Origin of the sequence: Desulfotruncus arcticus DSM 17038, assembly GCF_900113335.1 — a bacterium.
In the GTDB taxonomy this organism is placed as follows: Bacteria; Bacillota; Desulfotomaculia; order Desulfotomaculales; family Desulfallaceae; genus Desulfotruncus; species Desulfotruncus arcticus.
This window is the reverse complement of sequence record NZ_FOOX01000024.1, coordinates 57840-79772: the sequence shown is the minus strand read 5'-3', so window position 1 is coordinate 79772 and position 21933 is coordinate 57840. Positions and strand designations below refer to the sequence as shown.

The window sequence follows — 21933 nt, the reverse complement described above, 5'->3', positions numbered from 1 at the left end:
GACTTCGGCGGCTTTATCGAAACGGCCGAATCTAAAGTTGCGGGTGGGTATGGTGCCGGCTTCGTTGATGATGTTCATCAGTACGTTGGTGCCGTAAGCAGGCAGCCCCTGTCCGCAAACGGGGTGGTCCAGCAATATTTTGGCGAATTTTTTAGCTGCGGCTTTAAACCGCTCGGGATCGGCAACCGGCGCGTCGAAGGTTTTGGGGCAGTCAATAACAATGGCTTTTAGGCCCTTGGAGCCCATTACCGCGCCCAGCCCGCCGCGTCCGGCGTAGCGGCTGCTGTTGCCGTCGCTGTCGTTGTTGGTTACACCGGCGGATTGCATCAGCATTTCACCGGCGGGGCCGATGGTGATTACAGCCACTTTTTCGCCATAGTGCTGGCGGCAGGTGGCGGTAACTTCGTAGGTGCCTTTGCCGGCCAGGTCGCCCGCGGGCAGCATTTCTACTCCGTCCGGGGTAATTTTCAGCATTGCGAATTCTTGATCGGCGGGTTTTCCTTCAATGATGATGGCTTTAATGCCCAGGTTGGCTAATTTCTGCGAGGTGATGCCGCCGGCGTTGGCTTCTTTGATACCGCCGGTCAACGGGCTCTTGCCCCCGACCGATAAGCGGCCTGAGGATGGTGCGCTGGTGCCGGAAAGCAGACCGGGGGCGATGACCAGTTTGTTAAATGGTCCCAGGGCGTCACAGGTGGCAGGCACTTCGTCGGCTATAAGCTGCGAGGTTAGGGCACGCCCGCCCAGGGAGGTGTACTTGTCCGCAACTTCTTCAAACTTAACTTCTTTTTGGGTCATGTTGACCCTGATTATTTTGGACATTGTCTCTCCTCCTTAAATTATTTTCCTCTCCTTTCCACACTGGGAGGCATAACAGTTTCCCGTTATACCCTGACGTCCTGCAAACCACCTGAGCAGAAGGTTAACAGGCTCGGAGAAATTTAAATCTCAATCTTATGGATATTTGATTAACTAACTTAATTTATGTTAATTTCAGGGTATCGTGGAAAAAAGTTTTTGTCAATAAATTTAAAGAAAGTGTTTTAATACTATCTTTAGCAGAAAATATTAACAGAAAATATGCTCTTTTTAATCTTGCAAGGAATTGTCAAGTTACAGGCGAAAATAAATATAAGCCAAAATATTAGCTTATTAGGAATGGAGTTGTAAAATGAATGCACCATCCTTTGCCTGGGAGGAAATAAACGTCCTGGAAACTGCAATAGATGATATGAATCCTGAGTTTTTTTCTTACATAATCGAAAAACTACTTTTGGAAGGAGCCCGGGACGCATATCTGCAGCCCATCATTATGAAAAAAGGCCGTCCCGGGGTACTGTTAAAAGTTTTAGTTCAACAGCAAAACCTGAATCAAATTTTAGATATCATATTTACCGAAACCTCAACCCTGGGGGTACGAGTTCGCACCGAAAAACGGGCCTGCCTGTTACGAGACTTTATAACTGTGCAGACCGAATACGGTCCGGTTCGGGTAAAAACCGCCCGTACCGGTGACGGCAATAAACCTCTGCGCTACAGCCCTGAATATGAAGACTGCAAAAAACTGGCCATTGAAAAGAAAGTGCCTTTACAGGAGGTTTATACCGCCGCGCTGCTGCTGGCAAAATCCCAGAGTTAACCACCCTGCCGCTAGCGCAGCACCATCAAAAGGATGGAAAATAGTTACCGTAGGCAAGGTGATCCGGTGGCTTCCCGGAGTAAGCGAAGCACTGGATGCGGAAAAGCGGTCAGGGGACATACCTCCTCTTTATGGTCGGGCTTTAGGGTCGGAGGTATGTCCCCAATAACGCGTCAAATCCCCGGAGCTTGACCCCGAAAGGGCGTAAAGTAACGTTCAGGCTGTTTGTTGTAAGCGTTATGCAAAAATAACTATACGGACAACAAGGAAAATTGCGCAGCGCACGGAGGGACCCACCGGAGCGCCAGATACAAGTAACATGAAAAATTATTCTGGATAGGCGCACCATGCTGCTTTATGCTTTGCCATTTTCCATTGGAATAGGGCAATTTTGCAATAAATCAAGCCACCATACGAGTACGAGGAGGAATGAGTTTATGAAGTATCTCAATTCAAATGAAGAAGCCGGCGGAAACCGGATTATCATTACGGTAATCGGCCCTGACCGGGTGGGTATTATTGCCGGGGTTACCAATATACTCGCAGAAAACAGCATTAATATCCTTGATATCAGCCAGACCATTATGCAGGAATTTTTAGTTATGGTACTTATCGCCGACATGGGAAAAAGCAAAATTGATTTACTGGAACTAAAAAACCGCCTGGGTGCCAAAGGTGAAGAACTGGGTGTGCGCATAGACGCACAGCATGAGGATGCCTTTAACTTTATGCATAGATTGTAGAACGGAGGGTTTTACCTTGCTGACAATGCAGGAAATAATGGAGACAATTACCATGGTTCAGGAAGAGCATCTGGATATCCGAACCATCACAATGGGAATCAACCTGCTTGATTGTGCCGACACCAACCCGCAGAAGGCCTGCGACAAAATCTATGATAAAATCAATCGCCTGGCGGGCAACCTGGTGCCGGTTGGCGAAGCGATAGCGCGGGAGTATGGCATTCCAATAGTAAATAAGCGTATTTCGGTGACGCCAATTTCCCTTGTTGCCGGTTGTTCAGAAACCGATGATTACATGGTTTTTGCCCGTGCGCTGGATCGTGCGGCCGCGGAGGTGGGCGTAAACTTTATTGGCGGTTTTTCAGCGCTGGTCCACAAAGGTATAACCGGCGGGGACAAAAAACTCATCAACACCATTGCCCGGGCTCTGGCAGAAACAGAGAGGGTATGTGCTTCAGTTAATGTTGCCACCACCAAAGCGGGAATTAATATGGACGCGGTAGCTATGATGGGAAAAGTAATTAAAGATACCGCCGCCCTTACAGCCGACCGGGACGGTCTTGGCTGCGCCAAGCTGGTGGTGTTTTCCAATGTACCCGAGGACAACCCGTTTATGGCCGGAGCCTTTCATGGCATTGGCGAGCCGGAAGCAGTAATTAACGTTGGTGTCAGCGGCCCCGGGGTAGTAAAAAAAGCTGTGGAGCGAGCCGCTGATCATGATATCGGAACACTGGCGGAAATTATTAAAAAGACCGCTTTCAAAATAACCCGCATGGGAGAACTGGTGGGCCGAACCGCCGCTGCCCGCCTGGGCGTACCCTTCGGCATAGTGGATTTATCCCTGGCGCCCACACCGGCGGTTGGTGACAGTGTTGCTGAAATTCTTGAAGCGATGGGACTCGAGCGTTGCGGAACCCATGGTACGACAGCAGCGTTGGCGCTGCTCAATGACGCTGTAAAAAAAGGTGGCTCCATGGCTTCTTCATATGTAGGTGGTCTTTCAGGGGCATTTATTCCAGTAAGTGAAGACGCGGGAATGATTCGCGCTGTGGAAGAGGGGGCCCTGCACATCGACAAACTGGAAGCTATGACCTGTGTTTGTTCGGTAGGCTTGGACATGATCGCGGTTCCGGGCGAAACCAGTGCTGAAACGATATCCGCTATTATAGCCGATGAAGTGGCCATAGGCATGATCAACCAAAAAACCACCGCCGTAAGAATAATTCCCGCACCAGGCAAGCAAGTTGGCGACTATTTGGAATTCGGCGGCCTGCTTGGCCGGGCACCGGTAATGGCAGTTCACCCGTTTTCCGCCGACCGATTCGTGCAACGTGGCGGACGCATCCCGGCGCCGGTGCAAAGCCTGAGTAATTAAGCTAATAATTTAAAACCACTTTTGTACCATTTCAAGCAACAGATCAAATTTAACCGGCTTTTCCAGATATCCGTCACAGCCGGATTGCAATATGCGCTCCTTATCGCCTTTCATAACCATGGCGGTAATAGCAACAATCGGTATTTGTGCTGTTTTTTCTTCCTTCTTCAACAGGTTGGTAACTGTAATCCCGTCTATATCAGGCATTTGAATATCCATTAAGATCAAGCCGGGATTACAGGCCGCGGCCAGATCCAGGCATTCCCTGCCGCTTTTGGCCGCCTGCACGGTATAGCCCTGCGACTCTAAAAAATCTTTTAGCAGTCGCAGGTTTTTATCGTTATCCTCTACAACCAAAATATATTTTGCATCAATCATGCTTTTTCACCATCGCTCTTTCGGTTTTGCCCGTTTAAAGTCCTGCTTACTTCTGAAAGCAGCCAGGTATGGCTAAATGTACCTTTTTCTTTAACTGTAACCACCAGTCCGTGCAGCTTCTCATAATCACCGGCATTTAAAATTTTAGCTGTTAATACGATAACGGGTACATCCCTCAGTTGCGGGTCCTGCTTTAATACCCTTAATACCTCAAAGCCGTCGACTTCCGGCATCATTAGATCCAGCAGGATCAAGTCAACCTTTTCCCCCCTGGCCATATTTATTCCTTCCATACCACCGTGCGCTTTCAACGTGCGGTAACCATACCCGGAAAGGTTTTGGGTGATTATTTCTATTGCTTTAGGGTCGTCATCAATAATCAGAATTGTGTGCGGTGTCTTGTCTAATCCCGGATTGCCAAGTTTCCGCCTCATAATTTCCACCAGAATAGCGGGATCAAATGGTTTGACCAGCACCTCCGAGGCCCCGAACTCCATACCTTTTTCATAATCGGAAACCACCGATATGATTATAACCGGGATGTTCTTTAATTCCCTGTCCGCTTTCAACTTTTCCAGCAAGCCCCAACCATCCATTATGGGCATCAAAATATCCATCGTTATAATCTGAGGGTGAAGTTTCCGCGCCATTTCATAACCCTCCCGGCCGTCTGCAGCCTTAACAACACGATACCCTTCGTTTTTTAAATACATTTCAATTAACATGGCATCCCGTTCATCATCCTCTACAACCAAAACCAGGGGAGTTTTGCCTGAAGCGCTGCTGGTTGCCGGCAGTTCAGCGGTTTCCTGATGCTCTTTTCTTATTGGTTTATTTGTTTTTTGACCTGGCTTGACCGGCAAATTAAAAAGGAATTTACTTCCGACGCCCAGCTTACTCTCTACCCGAATTTCCCCTCCGTGCATTTCCACCAGTTTTTTAGTTAAGGCCAGCCCCAGTCCCGTACCTTCATGCCTTCTGGAAAGGGACCCGTCAACCTGGGCAAATTCCCTGAAGATATTGGCTTTGTCCTCCTCTGACACACCTATTCCCGTGTCACTGACGCACACAAGCACGTGGTCCTGCTCATCAATAGCTGACAGCGATACACTGCCGCCGTCAGGTGTAAATTTTACCGCGTTAGATAATAAGTTAAATATAACTTGTTTGATTTTCCTTGAATCCGCCGTAATCAGACCAATTTCTTCGTCTACAGCCAAATCTAATTTGATGCCCTTTTTCATCCCTTTTTCCCTGAACATGCGAATGCTCCCATGCAAAAGGTCGGGCAGATAAATATCGTTAAGATCAAGTTCCATTGCTCCGGCTTCAATTTTAGACAAATCCAAAATATCGTTGATCAGGGAAAGCAGGTGCTCGCCGCTTTCCTTAATATCCATTACATATTCAATCTGGCGTTCATTAAGCTCGCCAAAAAGCTGTCTCTCCAGCAATTCTGAAAAACCAATCACTGAATTTAACGGCGTTCTAAGCTCATGGCTCATATTGGTAAGAAACTCACTTTTGGCCCTGTTGGCGTATTCCAGTTCCCTGTTTTTGTTCTCAATTTCCTTTTGCCTTATTGCCAGCTGGCTGGATAATATTTTTAAATCTTCAAATTGTTTAATCCCGTGCAGTGTTATGCCCAGGTGAACAGACATCTGTTCCAGAAACTTAACTTCGTTGCCGGGTATTTTTTTATCAGCGGTCAGGATAATTACACCGTGCATCGAATCCTGGTAATATACAGGTATTATCATCACGCTCCCGCCGCCAAACTCCCAATCCGGATTTTTGGATTGCCGGCTGCTGTCAATCAATACTATTTCTTTATTTAAAATTGCGCCTTTAAGTTTTTCATTCTCTAACAGGCCGGGAAATCCAAAAGCTGCGACCGGTTTGGCAACAAACTTTTCCAGCGCATTTGACCACTCATTATACGCGTAATACACACCGGCTTTATAGTCAAGGCGTTCAAGGACCAAAGCCAACAGCTCTTCCAATACATCGCTGCGGTGATGGTATCTGGTAAACACTGACATGGCCGTCGTCATTACCCGGTCATATAACATCCGTTCCTGACGGGCAGATTCAATCACCTTTCGCTCGGTTATATCGCGTGCTATACCCTCAACCGCGACAATATGGCCATCTTTATCTTTGATCAGCAAATTTCTGTGTTCCAGCCAGATTATATGGCCATATTTATGTTTCCAGCGCAACTCAACAGGTTCCCCGCCACCGGTTTTCCCGTCGATAAGCTTATGCAATAAGCCCTTATCCTCCGGATGAATAGCCTGACAAGTAAGTTTACTCTCAGCATAAAACTGGTCGGGTGCGTAACCGGTCAGCTTTTCCACAGCCAGACTGATATATTCAAAATGCGGCTCGGGAACGTAGCTTATCCGGTAAATTACATCGGGGGCGTTTTCAGCAAGACGCCGGTATCTTTCTTCACTTTCACGCAAGGCCGCTGCATCTTTGAAATGCTTTACGGCAGAGGCCATATGCCTGGAGATTAACTCCAAAAAGTGCATATCTTCATTAACTATAGCATTCCGGCGTGTACTGTTAAGCTGTAATATACCGATATTTTCACCCTCATGTTTAATGGGAATCAGCGCGATTGTTTCATAGCCGGCTTCCGGGCAGGTAAGACGCCACGAGCCCTTCAGCTTAAGCGGACCATTGGTGTCATCCTTAAGGCCGGAGGCCTGGCCGGTTAAAAAGCTGCCATAGTTGGTTAAATATTTGTCATCAATGTTGCCGCTGAGCTGATTGCGTAAAACCTTTCCACACAGGCATTCCAGCATCGGTTTGTCGTTTATGTCTTTTTTAATCACTCCGTTGGCTTCATAAGAACATAACGAAAACTCTTTTTGCACAAAAGACGCGGAAAAACCGGTGTGGGCAAAATAAGTATAATCTTCTCCGTCGGATAGCCTGATGGCTGCAGCTTCACAGTTAAACATGGCAGTTAATATATCCAGAACATTGGCCATAGATTTTTTCAGGTTTTTAAAGTTGGCTAAATCAGCCAGTATTGCCAGCTCTACCTCCTGCTTTTCTTCAGTTATTTTACGATCGGTAATATCCCTGATAACACTGAGAATTACCCGCTCGTCGCCTAAATCCACACCCTGTGCGTTAACTTCTACGGGGAAATCAGTGCCGTCCTTGCACCGGTGCATAGTTTCAAACATTATTCCATTTTGCTCTGCCAGCTTCATCTGGGATACAATGTTATAACCGGTTTCAGGAGTACGGATATCGAAAATTGTTAAGTTCAGTAATTCCTCCCTGGTATAGCCGTATTTTTTAATGGCCGCCCTGTTGGCTTCCAGGATATGCCCTTCCAAATTCACCACAATAATTATATCCCTGGCATTTTCGGAAATTACTTCATAACGTTTGAGCATATCCAAATATTTTTTCCGTTCAGATATGTCAAACAGTATTTGCGCAACCATCGCAACCCGCCCTTCCCGGTCAAAAACAGGAAGGGTATTAATTTCCATCGGGAGAAAAGTCCCCTCACCGGAGAGGCATTGCTGCTCCATTGTCACAGATTTACCGGTATGCTTAACCTCATCCACCGGGCAGACTTGGCCTTCTCCTTTACATGGCGCATGAATATTCCGGGCGAGTTGATGACAATAGGTTTCACCGGACAATTTTCCGTTGTAAAATACCTGAGCAGCCCGGTTATATTTTATGACCTGGTAGTTTAAATCCAGAACCCAAAAAGGCACGGGCAATAAATTAATTATTTTTTCAAACAGCGGGCTGTTCAAATCATCTACGTCAAGATATTCCAGATCCTGCAATTCTATTGCACCACTAAAACCTGAATCATTAAAACCCAGCATAAGACACCTCTGATAATTATTTGCAAGTGCATTTTTCCATAGCCAGTTCCCTAAAGTGTTTCATTATAAGCTTATTTCAGCGGATTTATTTGCAACTTTTGTGCCTAATCAATCTTTTTCTCCAAATCAATTCTTAAACCCTCTTTATCCCCGGTTATTGGCCGGGCTGTTTTAACGTTTAGTTTTTCTCCATCTGTTTCGAACACCACTGCTCCATCACGGTCGGTTCTCAAAATTTTTGCGCCGCTTTCAGCCAGTGCTTGCAATGTCGTCTGAGCAGGATGCCCAAAACGGTTACGCTCTCCTACCTGTATCACTGCATAATCAGGCGCTGCAGCTGTAAAAAATTCAGGCTCAAATAAACCGCTGCCGTGATGGGGCGCTTTCAGAACCGTGGTTTTTAATCTTACCCCGCTGGCAACTAACTCTCTTTGGGCCTCCGCCTCAATATCACCCGTCAATAAAAATGAGACTTGTCCGTACTCAACAGCCAATACCAGCGAAGTATTGTTTAAATCATCTTCACTTGCCGATTGTGTTTCGAAATTCAGATCCGGGCCAATTACATACACATCCACATTGTTATCCAAACGCAGCGTTTGGCCTGATCCTACCCGATAAATCTTTGTTTTTTTAGAAACGTTCGTCAAAAATTCGCTATAACCGGGTGCCCCGGTCAAAACCAACGCGCCAACGTCGAATTTTTCCAGTACGGCCGGAATACCTCCCACATGATCCTCGTGCGGATGAGTAACGGCCACCGCGTCAAGCTGATTAATTCCCAGCCGGCGCAAATACGGCACCACTGTATTATCTCCCACAGCACGCGCTTTTTCCGGATCACCCAAAACGCCGCCCGCATCAACCAGCATGGCACGTCCGCCCGGAAACCGCATCAGAACGCTGTCCCCCTGGCCGACATCGATAAAGTGAACTTCCATCTGTCCGCCGGTACCGTTCCAGGGCCAGAATATAAAAACAGCCAGGCATACACCTATTGCAGCATTGACATACCTGCTGATCCCCCATTTGCTGAATAAAGTAACACCGTCTCCGGCTGTCTGCACCGCCAGCGCCAAACAGCCGTACCAGGCCGGGAAAACATACCAGGGCGGAGCCGCCAGGTATACTTTAGCCCAGGGAAAGCTCTCGATTAAACCTGCCAGACCCAAAAACAGGTCTATCAGCACCCCGGTAGCAAAATTAATCAACCCGGCCAGCGGCAAAAAAACTATGCCTGAGACGCAGCCAACAAAGCCAAACAGCATTACCACTCCCACCATGGGAACCAGCAACAAATTAGCCAGCGGTGCTACCAGGGCCAGCAGGTTAAAATAATAAAGCAGCACCGGCAGCGTGGCAAGCTGCGCAGCCAGGGTCACCTGCAGCGGCATGGCCAGCCAGCCGGGCATTAGCAAACGATTGCGCAAAAAATCACCGAGCGCCGGACCCAGGTAAAGGATACCCCAGGTTGCGGTAAAAGAAAGCTGAAACCCTATCTCAAAAAGATAAGCCGGATTAATCAACAGGATGACCAGGGCCGCCAGCGCCAAACCGGTCGGCCAATCCCTTTCCCGCCCTAAATATGCCGCCAATAAAACTATGGTGGCCATTAACACCGCCCTTACCACTGCCGGACTCATCCCGGTCATAGCTGCATAAAACAACATTAAAGCCGGGGCCAGGAAAAGCACCCAGCGCCCGGACAGGCGTAATAAGCCGGCCAGACCAAGCACTCCGGCCAGGACATAGCCCACATGCAGGCCGCTGACACACAGCACATGGGCCACCCCGGTATTTGCAAAAATATCCATCGTTTGGTCATCAATTCCGTCCCTGTTCCCGAACAGCAGCCCGCCGATTACGGCTGCTTGCCGGTCATCCATTGTTTGACCGGCCACCTCGGTCAGCCTGCCTTTAACTTTTGAAGCCAATAGCAGGATTTTACTGCCCGCTCCTTTTCCCAACAGCTTTAGGTCCTCATTTTTATTAACATATAAAAGACACTGGATACCCCGTCGTTCCAGATAATCACGGTAATTAAAAACATCAAAATTGCTTGGTTCCCGTGGAATATAGATAACCCCTCCAACCTGCAGCAGGTCGCCATACTGGTACACCGGGCCATTACCCGGTGCCCTGACCAGTACCTTGCCACTTGTTTCCAACCTCCGGGCACCATGTTTAATACTTTTAGCCTCAATGGTATACCTAACGCTATCTTGCTGTAACTGTGGTTCAACAGCAACGATGCCTTCCAGGATAACATGCCGGCCCGCGTACTCTTCCGGGCCGTTAGCAGGTTTTTCAATATCAACACATACATTGGTCCAGCCTAAAATAAAAAAGAGCAAAACAAAGACCCGGCAATTTTCCTGCCAGGCCTGGACACAGTATAACAAGGTTAAAATCAAAAAGCCGGCGGACAGCAACAGTAATAAGCCAGGGCTTAAATTAAAGCGCACACCGGATGCTATACCCAATATAAAACTTATGGTAACGGTAACTAAAGGCCGGTTCACCTTGTACTCCCAAAAAAAGCTTTTCTTAACAAATAATGATAACATATAACGCTAATTGATTAAAGAAAAAAGACAGAGCAATATGGCTCCGCCTTATTCTGTAAATATATAGCCTTTGGGGACACTTCTTACTGTACGGCCTTGAGCCTGTTTTGCTTTTCGCCGGCGTCTTTAAACTTAACCATTGGACACTTTTTACAGACATGCAGACCGGGCCATTCCTGACCGGGTGAGCCAACCATTGATACTCCGCCATATTTGGCCATACGGTTAATTAATTGTTTAACCACTAAACCGATGTCTTTACCGGGAATATAAACGTTGATTTCACCTTTTTCAGTTTTACCGGAGGTGTAGCTGCCGGCGCACATCGTGGTCATATTGGGTTTTTGCTCATTGTAACAATATACCATACCGCCGCATACCGCTGAGTTTACAGTGTGGTTAAACTGCAGTGTAGGCACTTTTTTGCCGCCGATGTAGTCATTGAAGATGTGGTAGGCCTGCAGAACATTAGTCACCATAAAAACGACATCCGGCTCCACGGGGGTTTTGCTCAACGGTGCAGTCATAAAGCCTTTTAATTTACCAAGTGGGAGCATAGGCTTGGCCAGCAGGCACTCTTTAGCCATATCCCAATCAGCGGTGTATTTAATATGTCCTTCAACTTCTTCATCACTGGCTTCGCGCATACCCAGACAGGTCTTGGCGTTGCCACACATCAAGTTGTCAGCGTTAGCCTTAACGATATAGTTATTCATCCGGGAGGCCAGTGCTACCTGGCAAACAGTCATTTTGGGCCCGGGAACCTTTTCAGCTGGAAAATTATTAAACTCTGCCTCATCCCAGAAAAATTTGACAGCTACGGGATGATAATCCAACTTGTAAAGGTACTCCAGCGCATCGGCCATCTCGGAATAGGTTAACTGGTCCTTCTCAGCAAACTCTTGAACATTTAAAAGCATCTTTTTGCCCTCCCTGAAAAAATTTAAGTTGCTTTAGATTTCATTAGCAAAAGTTATCCTAAAAATAATTTTCAATTATACGTTAAAAATATCAAAGTTTTAGCGCATCTGATGTCAGTACAGCGACAAATAGAGTGTCTTTGTGGCGACATAAATATTGTCTTTATCACGACAAAAAAAACGCTATACTTTTTCCCTGGTGCGTGTAATTACCCGTAAAATAAAAAAGGGCTACCCACGTCTCGAAATGGGTTCGCCCTTGATGCTGTAAAAGTGTTATTTTGCTGCTATTTGCCAATAATTACATTACATGACCCGGAAAATCAAGATAAAAATAACCAGCAGTATTATGCCCAGGCTTAATGAATACCCGATTAACTTTTTTTCAACAGGCAGCAGGTCATACCATTCCTGCGCCTCCATTTCAACCTTGACATTGGGCTGCTGTTCCATTTTATATTCCAGTTCAGACATGCCATACACCTCCTAACAGGGGACGCGACTACTTATCCGCCTACCACGGGCGGCATAATGCCGTGGTAGAAGATCCATGAGATAAAGAGGCCTACCCATAATATGAAGCCAAACAGACATACGGCATATACCAGCACAATTTTCCCCATTCCCTCGGCCCATAGCTTACGAACGTTGGTTACCAGGCCGATGGAAAAGAATGTCAGCATAAAAAATATACCGCGCAGTCCGTTAGCCTGATTCGCCCCGGTTGTAGCGTCTTTAATTGCATGGGGCGCTAGTAGACCGATTAAGAGCAGAATAAAAAATGTAGCTGCATAACCGATAACAAATTTAGGAAAACGTTCCCAGATTTCCCCGGCGGAAACCTTGTCTCCTTTTTCCTTGCTGTCTTTTTTGTCTATCCTGTACACGGACCAGATGATGGCCAGGATAAAGGCCCAAACGCCAATAAAGATATCAATAAAAACTTTAGTTACAGTGGCCGTAGTCAGCATCCAACCGGGCTCCCACTTTACTCCCATAGTGGCTGCCGCCTTGGCTGTGATTAACGCATCCGTGATGGCGCCGCTGGCCACAGCCCCGCCGTCGCTTTTGACCGCAAGCCCCATCCAGGCGCCGGCGACAAGAGGCTGTTTATAAAGCAGCATTTCCGCCAGCCAGGGCAGCAGCAGCAATTCCACAGCCACAAACACAACGATGACAGAAGACAGTATAATCGGCACTTGTGGGCGGGACCTTATTGCCCCTCCGGTAGCGATGGCCGCCGAGACCCCGCAAATGGAAATACCGGATGCCAGGGGTGCCGACCACTCCGGTGTAAGCTTAAACCATTTTCGTGAAATAAAATAAACAACCGGCCAATAAATTAAATAAGCTTCGACAATGGCACAAAGCCCCCGGACAATAACCGTCGAAGCCAGGTTCATCGAGCCCAGGGCCTTTATCCCCAGAGCCGAACCCAATATTACAATGCCCGTTTTAATGAACCACTCAGGCCTGGCGGCCTCCTCCAGGTACTTTGCAAGTCCGAGCCAAAAATTACCTATTAATAGTCCCACAACCATAGCGATAACAAAACCTATTTCCTGAGTAAGACCCAGTGACCAGGAGATATTTAAATTAGCCAGTGCGTTTTTGGTCGCTGCGATATGGGCATAGCTGCCAATGAACCAACAACCATACGTCAGCGCAAAAATTACAGTAAACCCGCCCATAAATTTTTTAATATTCCAGCCCATAGCCGAAGCGCCAATGGTAGTGGTCACCAGGAAGAACAAATAAGTTAGAACCAAAGATACCCATCCCGGCAGAAAAGCATAAGCTTCTGACTGCGGCACCAGCGCCTTGGACGCGCTGAGCCAGACATTGGTTTTGACAGCCCATCCTAATAAATCTGTACCGACCAGAGGGCCGAGGCCAAGCAGGAATACTAATCCTCCCAGCCATACAGCCCACCAGTCTTCTGTTTTAAGCAGCGGGGACCGGACAGGCGAAGCGCTGATTTGATTCATCTTTTTCCCCCCATAAATAAAGGAATCTGAAATGAGTTCTTATAAACTCGCCAGCATCACCTTCCTTCCATCAAAAATTGCTTTAGGTTTGGCTTTTAATCATCTCCTTAGATAAAAATTATGAAACAGTTGCAATAAATACCTATTCATAAATGCAGCCGGCAATGACATTTACAAATCAATTTTTATACTGTTCGATGGGAGCTCCAAAACAATGCCGCATTAGTGTAAAACAATAAGAAAAGCGCGTTTAAGCAGTTCCATTAACGCGCTTTTCAGTACTATTGAGGTTATTTGCAACAAGCACACACAAAAATGTAGTTCTTGATATTAAAGTACGCCCATGTGCAACCCCCAACGCATATAAATCCCCAGAACTACGACCAGGATGATAAAAAAACAAGTGTAATAGTCTCTCCGTTTAAATGATATTTGCGTTAAAAATGTGCGGCTGGCGGAGCACCCGTAGCCCCTGTTCAACATCGCCATGGACAGGTTGTTGGCCATCATGATTGAATTGATCATCATCGGCACCATAATGGGAATGCAACCCTTGATATGTCCGATGATGCCTTTCTTTTCCGGGTTAGCGCCCCGGGATCGCTGGGCATCAATTATCAGCAGCCTCTTCCTGTCCATAGTGGGGATAAAACGCAGAGCGGTTGCAACCACAAATGAAAACTCATAGGGAAGTTTCATTTTATTAAACAACTGGATAAAATCATCAATGGGAGTAGTCAGAGTAACCAGGGACGAGGCAATGATCATGGCGAACAGTCTGATCAGCATTGTGCACCCGGTCAGCAGCCCGCCTACGGTCAGTCCCCAATTGTGCTGCGGCAGCAAATAAAATAATACCGTCCGGTTAGCCGGCAGAACAAAGCGGTCCGGCTGAGTAAAACCTGAAAAAAGCATAATCAGCACCAGCACCGGCAGCAGGGGAACCAGAAAGCCCAAGGTTCTCTTGAAAGGCAGGCCGGCCGACAACGCCAGAGCGGTTACGGTAAGGGCAACTGCCAGATTATAAAGCGGATGGCCAAATAAGAAGACCAGGATGGCCAGGCCGGTAAAGCCGATAAGCTTGGTACGTACGTCCAGGCCGTGGATAAATGTTTTTTGGGGCAGGTATTCTATTAACACGGCAAAACCTCCACGGGCCGACCCATAGCCTGCAAAAATTCCCTTTCCTGCAGCAAGTCCGCAGTAAAGCCCAGATCTCTTAAACGGGCTGCCAGCCTGGCTATCTGGGGGGGAACGAGGCTGGCCTGCTCCAGTGCCTCAAGGTTGCTGAAAGCTTCACCGGTGCTGCCGTCCAGTAAAATGGAACCATCTTTCATCATAATGATACGCTGGGCATACCTGGCCACAATTTCCATGTCATGGCTGATCATAATTATTGTAGTACCATGATCATGCAGGTGTCTAATCAGTTCCATTATTTTTTGCACACCGGCCCAGTCCAGTCCGGTAGTTGGCTCGTCAACAACAAGAATTTCAGGCTCCAGAGCCAGAATTGAAGCCAGAGCAATTATTTGACGCTCGCCCCTGCCCAGCGCAAAAGGATGGTCCTTCCGCCGCTGCTCCAGGCCGGTAAATTTTATTACACGGTCAACCCGCCGCCTGATTTCCGCACTGTCAAGGCCGATATTCTTTAAGCCATATTCCAGTTCTTTTTCTACAGTAGCGGAAAAAATCTGATGGTCCGGATTTTGAAAAACATAGCCCACCACCCGGGCTAGTTGAGGAAATTCCCTGGAATTTACACCATTAATAATAACATCTCCGGCCGAAGGCTGCAGCAAGCCGTTGAAGTGCTTGGCCAGCGTGGTTTTGCCCGATCCGTTGGGGCCGATTAAAGCGACGAACTCCCCCCGGCGGATGGTCAGGTTGATATTTTTTAATACATTGTTATCCGGCAGATACTGATAGTTCAGGTTGCTAACCTGAATAAGCGCCCGGGCTTTTGTTTCAGGCTGACGGACAACCGGTGGATCTGCCTTGCCCACCGGACGCAGGTTATATTTGGTCATAATATCTCTGACGGTTTTTTCCGCCGCTATTACGCCCAGTGGAATCTCTGCAAAAGCAATCCACCCTTTTTGATAGAACTCCCAGCCAATCAGGCTTACCGGTATGGGCCTGATACCAAAGGTTTGCAGGAGGGAAACGTTCCGGAACAGCTCTTCCGGAACGCCGCTCCAGGCAATTTCCCCGCCCTTGAGCACAATCACCCGGTCAGCCCGGCCAATAATTTCCTGGCAGTCATGTTCAGCCACGATAATGGTTAATTGTTTTTGCAAGCGCAAATCATCAATGGTTTGATAGATTTCCCTTATGCCAAGGGGGTCCAAGGCCGAGGCGGGCTCGTCCAGAACCATTATTTCCGGATGCATGGCCAGTATGCCCGCAATGGCCATGCGCTGTTTTTCCCCTCCGGACAACCGGTGGGTGCTTCTTTGCTCATAGCCGTTCAAGCGGGTCATCTGCAAAGCCTGGCCGGCCCGCTGATAAATCTCTTCCACCGGCAGTGAAAGGTTGGCCGGACCGAAAGAAGTGTCCTCGATAACGGTTCGGCCAAAAATCTGGGCCTCCGGATCATCAAGAACAAGACCGACGTGCCCGGCCATTTCCTGGACCCTGCACATACGCAGATTTTTGTTGTCAACAGTAACGTCACCGGCCAGTTCACCCTCCAGCAACTGGGGAATTAAGCCGTTTAAACAAAGGCTCAGGGTTGTTTTTCCGGCGCCGTTAGGTCCCATAACGGCCACAAAGGACCCCTTCGCCACAGAAAAATTAACGTTGTTCAAACTTGCCTGCCGGCTATTGGGGTAGCTGTAGGAAACATTCTTTAATTCAACTGCATTTGGCAATCCACCATCCCCCAATTTAGATAAGTTTACTGCCCTTGATTAATTTGCAGCCTGCTGCGGCTATTACAGCATTGATAGCCGACCCCACAACCAGGAAGGGCATAACTCCTATAACAGCGCCGATACCACCAATGAGCACCATTGTAAACGAGGAAACCACGCCATTTAACACAGCTGCCGCCACCACTGCCGCAATGATGCCAAATTTATTGTTTATCCACCGAAAGGTCAATGCCCATAAGGCCATTTGCGCAGCTATGAATAAATGTATGGGTATGGTCAGGGGAAAGCCCACAATGGCCGAGGTTAGCAAGTGCCCGGCGGCAATTACCGCCGCCCCCTGGGGACCGCTAAAAGCCAGGGCGACAAAATAGCCGGGGGCGGAATCCAACCCGATGGTTCCCACCGGACTGGGAATTTTTATCAGTGAGCCCACCGCGCTTAAGGCAATAAAGACTGCTATAATCGAAATTCGTTTAACGTTGGCCGGATCGAATCCCTGTTTGCGGACTTCTGCTTTGTTCATTTTAAATTCCTCCTTTAATTATCTCTCCGGATGATATTGCAGGCCTCCTATTCTGACCAGAGGTGTTGGTGGAAAATGGGGCGGCATAGTGTACTTATTGCAGGTGAAAATCAGGCAGGTTGACGGTCCTGCCGATTTATTCAGATTAACTGCAACGGTTTTTTCCTGCTTAAAACCACAGCCTGTCTGCAGCGCCAGAGATTCCGCTTCCCGGCGGATTCCGCGCGACCCCACCGGTATAATGTCATGTACTCCCGGACTGGCCAGCAGGGCCAGTATATGTTGCCCCTGAACTATTTCAGGGTCATCGTGGGCAACCACTTCGGCGCCTACTTTGGGTAGTCCCAGACAATACAGGTCATCTCCCGGCCTGGAGGTGGCAACCCGCAGTGCTTCCTTGGCACAAACCCCAATAGCTGTAATACCCAAACCAGTCTGTCTGGTGGGCATGTTTTTTTCGGAGGTGATGGCCAGTTGCGTTTCTGTTAAATCCAAAGCCTTCAATTCGTCACGGACACCTTGCAAAATTCCCTTAGTAGTCGGATAGGGTTCATTGGCTGAGGTTACTGCCAGCAAAACAGGCCTTGCTCCCGTGGCCAGCACCTCCAGTAAAGCCACCCTGGCCGTAAACCTGCCAACTATGTAATTAGAGACTTTTACTACGTCCAAATCTTTGGAGCCGACAGCGCCGCAGGAGTCACAGGCAGCCACCATATGTTTACTGTCATCAAGCGGCACCACCTCAACATCCCTGCCCATGTAACTCAATAATATCCCCCCTTCCTACGGGCCAATAATCCGGCGTAAAATAAAAAGTTCATGACCTATTGGCTGATGCGCCGGCCGCATTCAGCTAATAGGTCATGAACTTTACCATCATTCATGGCTGCACCAATCTTTTGCAGGCAGGTCTCCTGACTCAGATTCACAGACCAACACGCCTTCCCGGACCACCGTCCAGTGGCATATTGTGCAGCCTCCTCTTCACAGTGGCGGGTCCGCCCGGGAATTTCACCCGGTTCCCTATTCTCCCTCATTAAGGGCACCTGCAAAAGGTATTAAATTGTCAATACAGCTTTATTATACGTGTTTATATTATTCATGACAAGTGCGCTTTTACCCGGGACTTCGGCAGTCCCGTTTTAGGCGGGGCAGGCAGCGGCAGTTGACAGTCCGCCGCGCCACACTTGTTATCAGTTAGTTTACACATATCTGACTTTTAATCTGCTCAAACCTTTTTTCGCCAATTCCTGATACGTTCATTAAATCTTCTATAGCAGCAAATGGACCGTTTTGGGTACGGTAATCAATAATCCGCTGGGCCAAGGCGGGACCGATGCCGGGCAACTGCTCAAGCTGGGCCGTACCGGCCAGGTTGATATTGATTAACCCACCGCTGCTGTTATTACCCGGGTAAGCTGTAGTATACGCCGCCGCACCGGATAATTGCGCTGAGGCGGGCGGCGGCGCCAGGCCTGCTTCCTGCTGTTGTTTGAGTTCACTTATGCTGAATACGGTGACTTGTTTCCCGTCTTCCAGCGGCGCGGCCAGGTTTAATCTGTCCAGGGCCGAATCTTCAGTGGAGCCGGCTAAATCAATTGCATCTATTACCCGGGACCCCGGAGGCAGGCGGTAAACCCCCGGCTTTTTTACCGCACCGGCCACGTGAACAACAATTTCATCCGGCTCCTGCGGACTCTCCTCTTCAAATAACGCCCCTTGCCCGTCTTCCGGGCCGGAGACCAGCCCATCATCCGCCGGGTTGCCGGTTTGCTTGACCTGGGAATATTTGTACCCGGCACTAAACAGTATTACCGCCGCAACAATTAATATTATAATCTGATGTCGCTTTTCCATTTGAGACAAGGAAACTCACCTTCCATAACATTTTAGCCCGATTGTGGTACTGGTATGGCTGTACGGCTGTACCTTAAGCTGTGCCAAAACCGGTTTATTTTAAAAATACCTTCTGACAAGCCCTTACTGCTCCTGTGAACCCTTTGGACGGAGCATATACATATGGTTTGCCATACCTGCGGCACATTGCTTCAACATCAGGTAAACGATGGGACATCATCCCGGTCACCAGGACAATTACATCGGCCATGCGAACCTTGGCTTCAATGTTTTTTCCCTGGCTGCCTTGAAAACCGGACTCCCAGGTAAAATTAACACCCCTGCGCTCAAAGTTCAATTTATAAGACTCCCGATACAGGTCTCCCCCCACTACAAGCACTGTTTTTCCGGACAGCACCGGGTCACCTATATCCGCCACCTTTTCTTTTTTAGGCTGCCTCCTGGTGACCCTGCTGGTTCGATACTCCGGTTCGTGTTCCACATCCTCATATTTCCAGGCCACTCTGGCAGCAGAAATATCCCCTGCGGGATAGGCAACTTCAACAATATCCCCTTCCCTCAGGTCTAATCCCCTTACTTCTTTCGGTTTAAGCGAAATCAAGCTTTCTTCCTCATCGCTGTAGATAAACCATTCACCGCCGTGAAAAACAACCGGCCCGGTGATACTTACCCGGTCCGAAGTCGCTCCCAGGCCCCGTCTTTCCAACACCGAGAATTCATAGAGCGGGGAACGGTCCAGCATACCCAAAGGGGTTGCCGCAACCACATCGCCATGTTCCAAACCAAGATTGCGTACCCAAATTTCCGGTACGAATATTTCCGTTCCGTTATCCAGTTCTATAACCGCACCCTTGGGTAGCCGGCGAAGGTCTCCAGTTAAACTGTCTTCATCCGCTTCCTCTACTTCCCGATCCTGCTCACCTGTATCAATCTCTTGCTGCCTGTGCACAATCTCCATATATGCTTTGCGTGATGACCGCAGCGCTTCGTGCAATTTTTGGAGTTCAGCGTATGCGTTTTGGTCAAGGTCTTTTAGATCGTTCAGAAACTGCAGCACTTTTTCAAAAGCTTTATCAGGCATAAAATCCCACCTTAAATACTTTAATAGGAATAATGTCACAGACGTCGAAAATAACCTATAAAACATACTAACCATATTTTATCATCGAAAGGAATGAATGTCATTTGGCCATGTACAGATGTATATTATTTGCGCCGGGAGTCGACCGCAAAAAAATTACCAAGGCTTTTTCGCTGGACACTGACGCTGTTGTTCTGGATTTGGAAGATGCAGTGGCCATAAGTGAAAAGGATCAAGCCAGGTCGGTGGTGCAGGAAGTAATCAATACCGAAAAATTACCACCATCCTTTGTACGCGTAAACGGTGTTCGAACCAGCCATATATTAAAGGACCTGCAGGCAGTGGTAAACCCCAAGGTGCTTGGTATTATGCTGGCCAAGGCTGAATCAGGTGAGGAAGTCAGAATGGCCGACTGGCTGATCGGGCTGCTTGAAGAAGAAAGGGGCATCCCACGCGGAGCGCTGGAACTGATTCCCTTTATTGAAAGCACCCGGGGCATTGAAAAAGCATCTGAGATCGCAGCAGCATGCCCGCGGGTAAAAAGGTTGGCCCTGGGCGGCAATGATTATACCGCCGATACCTGGACAACTTATTCTGAAGACGGAACGGAACTGTTTTTTGCCAGGTCTAAATTAATTGTCGCATCAAGTTCGGCGGGTATAGATCCCCCTATAGATACCGTTTGCCCTTTCATCAAAAATATTGACTCTCTGCGCCAGGATGCCCTTAGGGCACGTAAAATGGGGTTCCAGGGTAAGCTGGTGATCCACCCGGCTCAAATAGAGCCTGTAATTAATGTTTTTAGTCCCACAGCCGAAGAAATAGCAACAGCCCAAAGAATTGTTGCCGCCTTTGAAGAGGCGGAGGCTAATGGGACCGGCGTAATCCAGCTTGACGGCAAGATGGTTGAATACCCTATAGTTAACCGCGCCCGCCAGATATTATCCACAGTGAAATAAAAATAAACCCCGGGGGTAAAATATTCCCGGGGTGATTTTTTATGAAAAAAAAGAACAAAAAAAATGCTGAGCCCACAGTTGCTCCGGGCATGACGGATTTCCTAGAAAAAAAAGCCACCCGGGAGGAAAAACGCAAAGGCGATTTTACCAGGGTGACCAGACTTTCTTATGATGAAACAGATTAATTTTAATTAGATAATTTTAATTCCAAAACCTGCCAAGAGATAGCCGACGCCAATATATGTCAGTATAACAGCCAGGAAAATCTTTAAATATTCGCCTTTAATATACTTGGACAGTACGGGGCCAAGGTAAGAACCTATAACTACGCCAATTACTTCAAAACCTAACATGGCAAAGTCCAGGCTGCTGCCCATGCGCAGGTAGTTGGCAATACTGGTGGCTGAGGATACCAGGATGGAGAGCACGGAAGTACCGGCCACGATAAACATGGGGAAACCAAGCATACTACTGAGGTAAGGCACCAAAAGGAAACCGCCGCCAACACCCAGAGCTGCGGAGATAATCGCAACAATCAGACCGGCGATAAAGGGAGACAGAGCATTATATTTAAAGGTTTCACCGGCAAAGCTAAAGGTGTTGCTGATTCCCACTTCACTGAACTTAACACCGATATCCTTAAGTTCGTTCATTCTGCCTTCTGCTTTTAATTCCTTAACTTTATTTTCAAAAGCTTTGTTGGCTTTCTTGACGCTACCTTGTTTAGCCTTGGCAGCTGGACGCATTTCCAGCCAAATTTTAATCGCGATAAACAAGGTGATAACGCCGAATAAAGGCTTGTAGCTTTTCATATCCGGCAAAAAAGTGTGGGACAGATAAGATCCAAGGATAGCACCAACTATACCGCCAAGGCCCAGGGCTATGGCTGCCGGTACTACCAGGCGGCGCTCTTTAAAATATAAGGGGGAAGAGATTACCGGACTGATTAATGTTAAAACTTGGTTCATGGGTTTTACAATGTTAGCGTTCTTCAAACCGAAAATGGTGATGTGACCGACACCGGCCAGAATTCCACCCGCTGCGCCAACCGTTGAAAATACATAACCGACGAATAAGGACCATAAGATTAAAATAATTGGATTAACATGCACACCGGCCACTGAGAAATCCATAAACATTAACCTCCTGAACTATAAA

19 protein-coding genes and 2 riboswitches are annotated in these 21933 nt (G+C 47.8%); of the genes, 5 read left to right on the top strand and 14 right to left on the bottom strand.

Going from position 1 to position 21933, the window contains the following annotated elements:
* Positions 1-822: aldehyde ferredoxin oxidoreductase N-terminal domain-containing protein (locus BM056_RS23450; RefSeq protein WP_274377589.1), on the bottom strand; the 822-nt coding region annotated here is incomplete at its 3' end.
* Between the two features lie 11 nt (positions 823-833).
* Positions 834-949, bottom strand: a riboswitch (molybdenum cofactor riboswitch).
* 222 nt (positions 950-1171) lie between these two features.
* On the opposite strand from BM056_RS23450, the gene larC2 reads away from it, so the two are divergent.
* The 3 genes from larC2 to BM056_RS23435 all read left to right on the top strand — a co-directional run bounded on the left by larC2 (position 1172) and on the right by BM056_RS23435 (position 3757).
* Positions 1172-1639 carry a nickel pincer cofactor biosynthesis protein LarC2 gene (gene larC2 / locus BM056_RS23445; RefSeq protein ID WP_092475279.1) on the top strand — a complete coding sequence of 156 codons (468 nt, stop codon included), beginning with the start codon at positions 1172-1174 and terminating at the stop codon, positions 1637-1639.
* A gap of 437 nt (positions 1640-2076) precedes the next feature.
* Positions 2077-2382, top strand: coding sequence for an ACT domain-containing protein (locus BM056_RS23440; protein ID WP_092475271.1), 306 nt, complete (start codon positions 2077-2079; stop codon positions 2380-2382).
* A gap of 25 nt (positions 2383-2407) precedes the next feature.
* Complete coding sequence (locus BM056_RS23435) at positions 2408-3757, top strand: PFL family protein (protein ID WP_492207425.1); 1350 nt, start codon at positions 2408-2410, stop codon at positions 3755-3757.
* A 9-nt stretch (positions 3758-3766) separates the two neighbouring features.
* On the opposite strand, the gene BM056_RS23430 is transcribed toward BM056_RS23435, so the two are convergent.
* The 12 genes from BM056_RS23430 to BM056_RS23380 all read right to left on the bottom strand — a co-directional run bounded on the left by BM056_RS23430 (position 3767) and on the right by BM056_RS23380 (position 19816).
* On the bottom strand, positions 3767-4135 hold the full coding sequence (locus BM056_RS23430; protein WP_092475267.1) for a response regulator: 369 nt from the start codon (positions 4133-4135) through the stop codon (positions 3767-3769).
* Entirely contained in the window at positions 4132-8004 is a 3873-nt protein-coding gene (locus BM056_RS23425; RefSeq protein ID WP_092475265.1) for a PAS domain S-box protein, read from the bottom strand. The genes BM056_RS23430 and BM056_RS23425 overlap by 4 nt, the downstream gene beginning before the upstream one ends.
* A 104-nt stretch (positions 8005-8108) precedes the next feature.
* The gene (locus BM056_RS23420) at positions 8109-10526 is read right to left on the bottom strand and encodes a DNA internalization-related competence protein ComEC/Rec2 (protein ID WP_165613688.1); all 2418 of its coding nucleotides are present in this window, start codon (positions 10524-10526) and stop codon (positions 8109-8111) included.
* Between the two features lie 128 nt (positions 10527-10654).
* Positions 10655-11491, bottom strand: coding sequence for a DUF169 domain-containing protein (locus tag BM056_RS23415; RefSeq protein ID WP_092475263.1), 837 nt, complete (start codon positions 11489-11491; stop codon positions 10655-10657).
* 306 nt (positions 11492-11797) lie between these two features.
* A complete protein-coding gene (locus BM056_RS26445; RefSeq protein WP_165613681.1) occupies positions 11798-11965 on the bottom strand; it encodes a hypothetical protein in 168 nt (55 codons plus the stop codon).
* Positions 11966-11997: 32 nt separating this feature from the next.
* On the bottom strand, positions 11998-13479 hold the full coding sequence (locus tag BM056_RS23410) for a putative sulfate exporter family transporter (protein WP_092475240.1): 1482 nt from the start codon (positions 13477-13479) through the stop codon (positions 11998-12000).
* 330 nt (positions 13480-13809) lie between these two features.
* On the bottom strand, positions 13810-14619 hold the full coding sequence (locus BM056_RS23405; protein ID WP_092475239.1) for an energy-coupling factor transporter transmembrane component T family protein: 810 nt from the start codon (positions 14617-14619) through the stop codon (positions 13810-13812).
* The gene (locus BM056_RS23400; protein ID WP_165613687.1) at positions 14613-16352 is read right to left on the bottom strand and encodes an ABC transporter ATP-binding protein; all 1740 of its coding nucleotides are present in this window, start codon (positions 16350-16352) and stop codon (positions 14613-14615) included. Before BM056_RS23400 ends, BM056_RS23405 begins: the two co-directional genes overlap by 7 nt.
* A 16-nt stretch (positions 16353-16368) precedes the next feature.
* Positions 16369-16878: an ECF transporter S component gene (locus tag BM056_RS23395; RefSeq protein WP_092475237.1), complete on the bottom strand. Its 510-nt coding sequence runs from the start codon at positions 16876-16878 to the stop codon at positions 16369-16371.
* A gap of 18 nt (positions 16879-16896) precedes the next feature.
* The gene (locus BM056_RS23390; protein WP_238456635.1) at positions 16897-17637 is read right to left on the bottom strand and encodes an AIR synthase family protein; all 741 of its coding nucleotides are present in this window, start codon (positions 17635-17637) and stop codon (positions 16897-16899) included.
* Positions 17638-17765: 128 nt separating this feature from the next.
* Positions 17766-17943, bottom strand: a riboswitch (cobalamin riboswitch).
* Positions 17944-18075: 132 nt separating this feature from the next.
* On the bottom strand, positions 18076-18735 hold the full coding sequence (locus tag BM056_RS23385) for a ComEA family DNA-binding protein (RefSeq protein ID WP_238456630.1): 660 nt from the start codon (positions 18733-18735) through the stop codon (positions 18076-18078).
* A gap of 94 nt (positions 18736-18829) precedes the next feature.
* Positions 18830-19816 (bottom strand): DUF2325 domain-containing protein, encoded by a 987-nt coding sequence (locus BM056_RS23380; RefSeq protein ID WP_165613686.1) that lies wholly within the window; start codon positions 19814-19816, stop codon positions 18830-18832.
* 110 nt (positions 19817-19926) lie between these two features.
* Between BM056_RS23380 and BM056_RS23375 the strand changes: the two genes are divergently transcribed.
* On the top strand, positions 19927-20775 hold the full coding sequence (locus tag BM056_RS23375) for an HpcH/HpaI aldolase/citrate lyase family protein (protein ID WP_238456629.1): 849 nt from the start codon (positions 19927-19929) through the stop codon (positions 20773-20775).
* 41 nt (positions 20776-20816) lie between these two features.
* Positions 20817-20960 carry a hypothetical protein gene (locus BM056_RS26440; RefSeq protein ID WP_165613685.1) on the top strand — a complete coding sequence of 48 codons (144 nt, stop codon included), beginning with the start codon at positions 20817-20819 and terminating at the stop codon, positions 20958-20960.
* A 6-nt stretch (positions 20961-20966) separates the two neighbouring features.
* On the opposite strand, the gene BM056_RS23370 is transcribed toward BM056_RS26440, so the two are convergent.
* On the bottom strand, positions 20967-21908 hold the full coding sequence (locus BM056_RS23370) for a sulfite exporter TauE/SafE family protein (protein ID WP_092475219.1): 942 nt from the start codon (positions 21906-21908) through the stop codon (positions 20967-20969).
* Positions 21909-21933 lie beyond the last annotated feature (25 nt).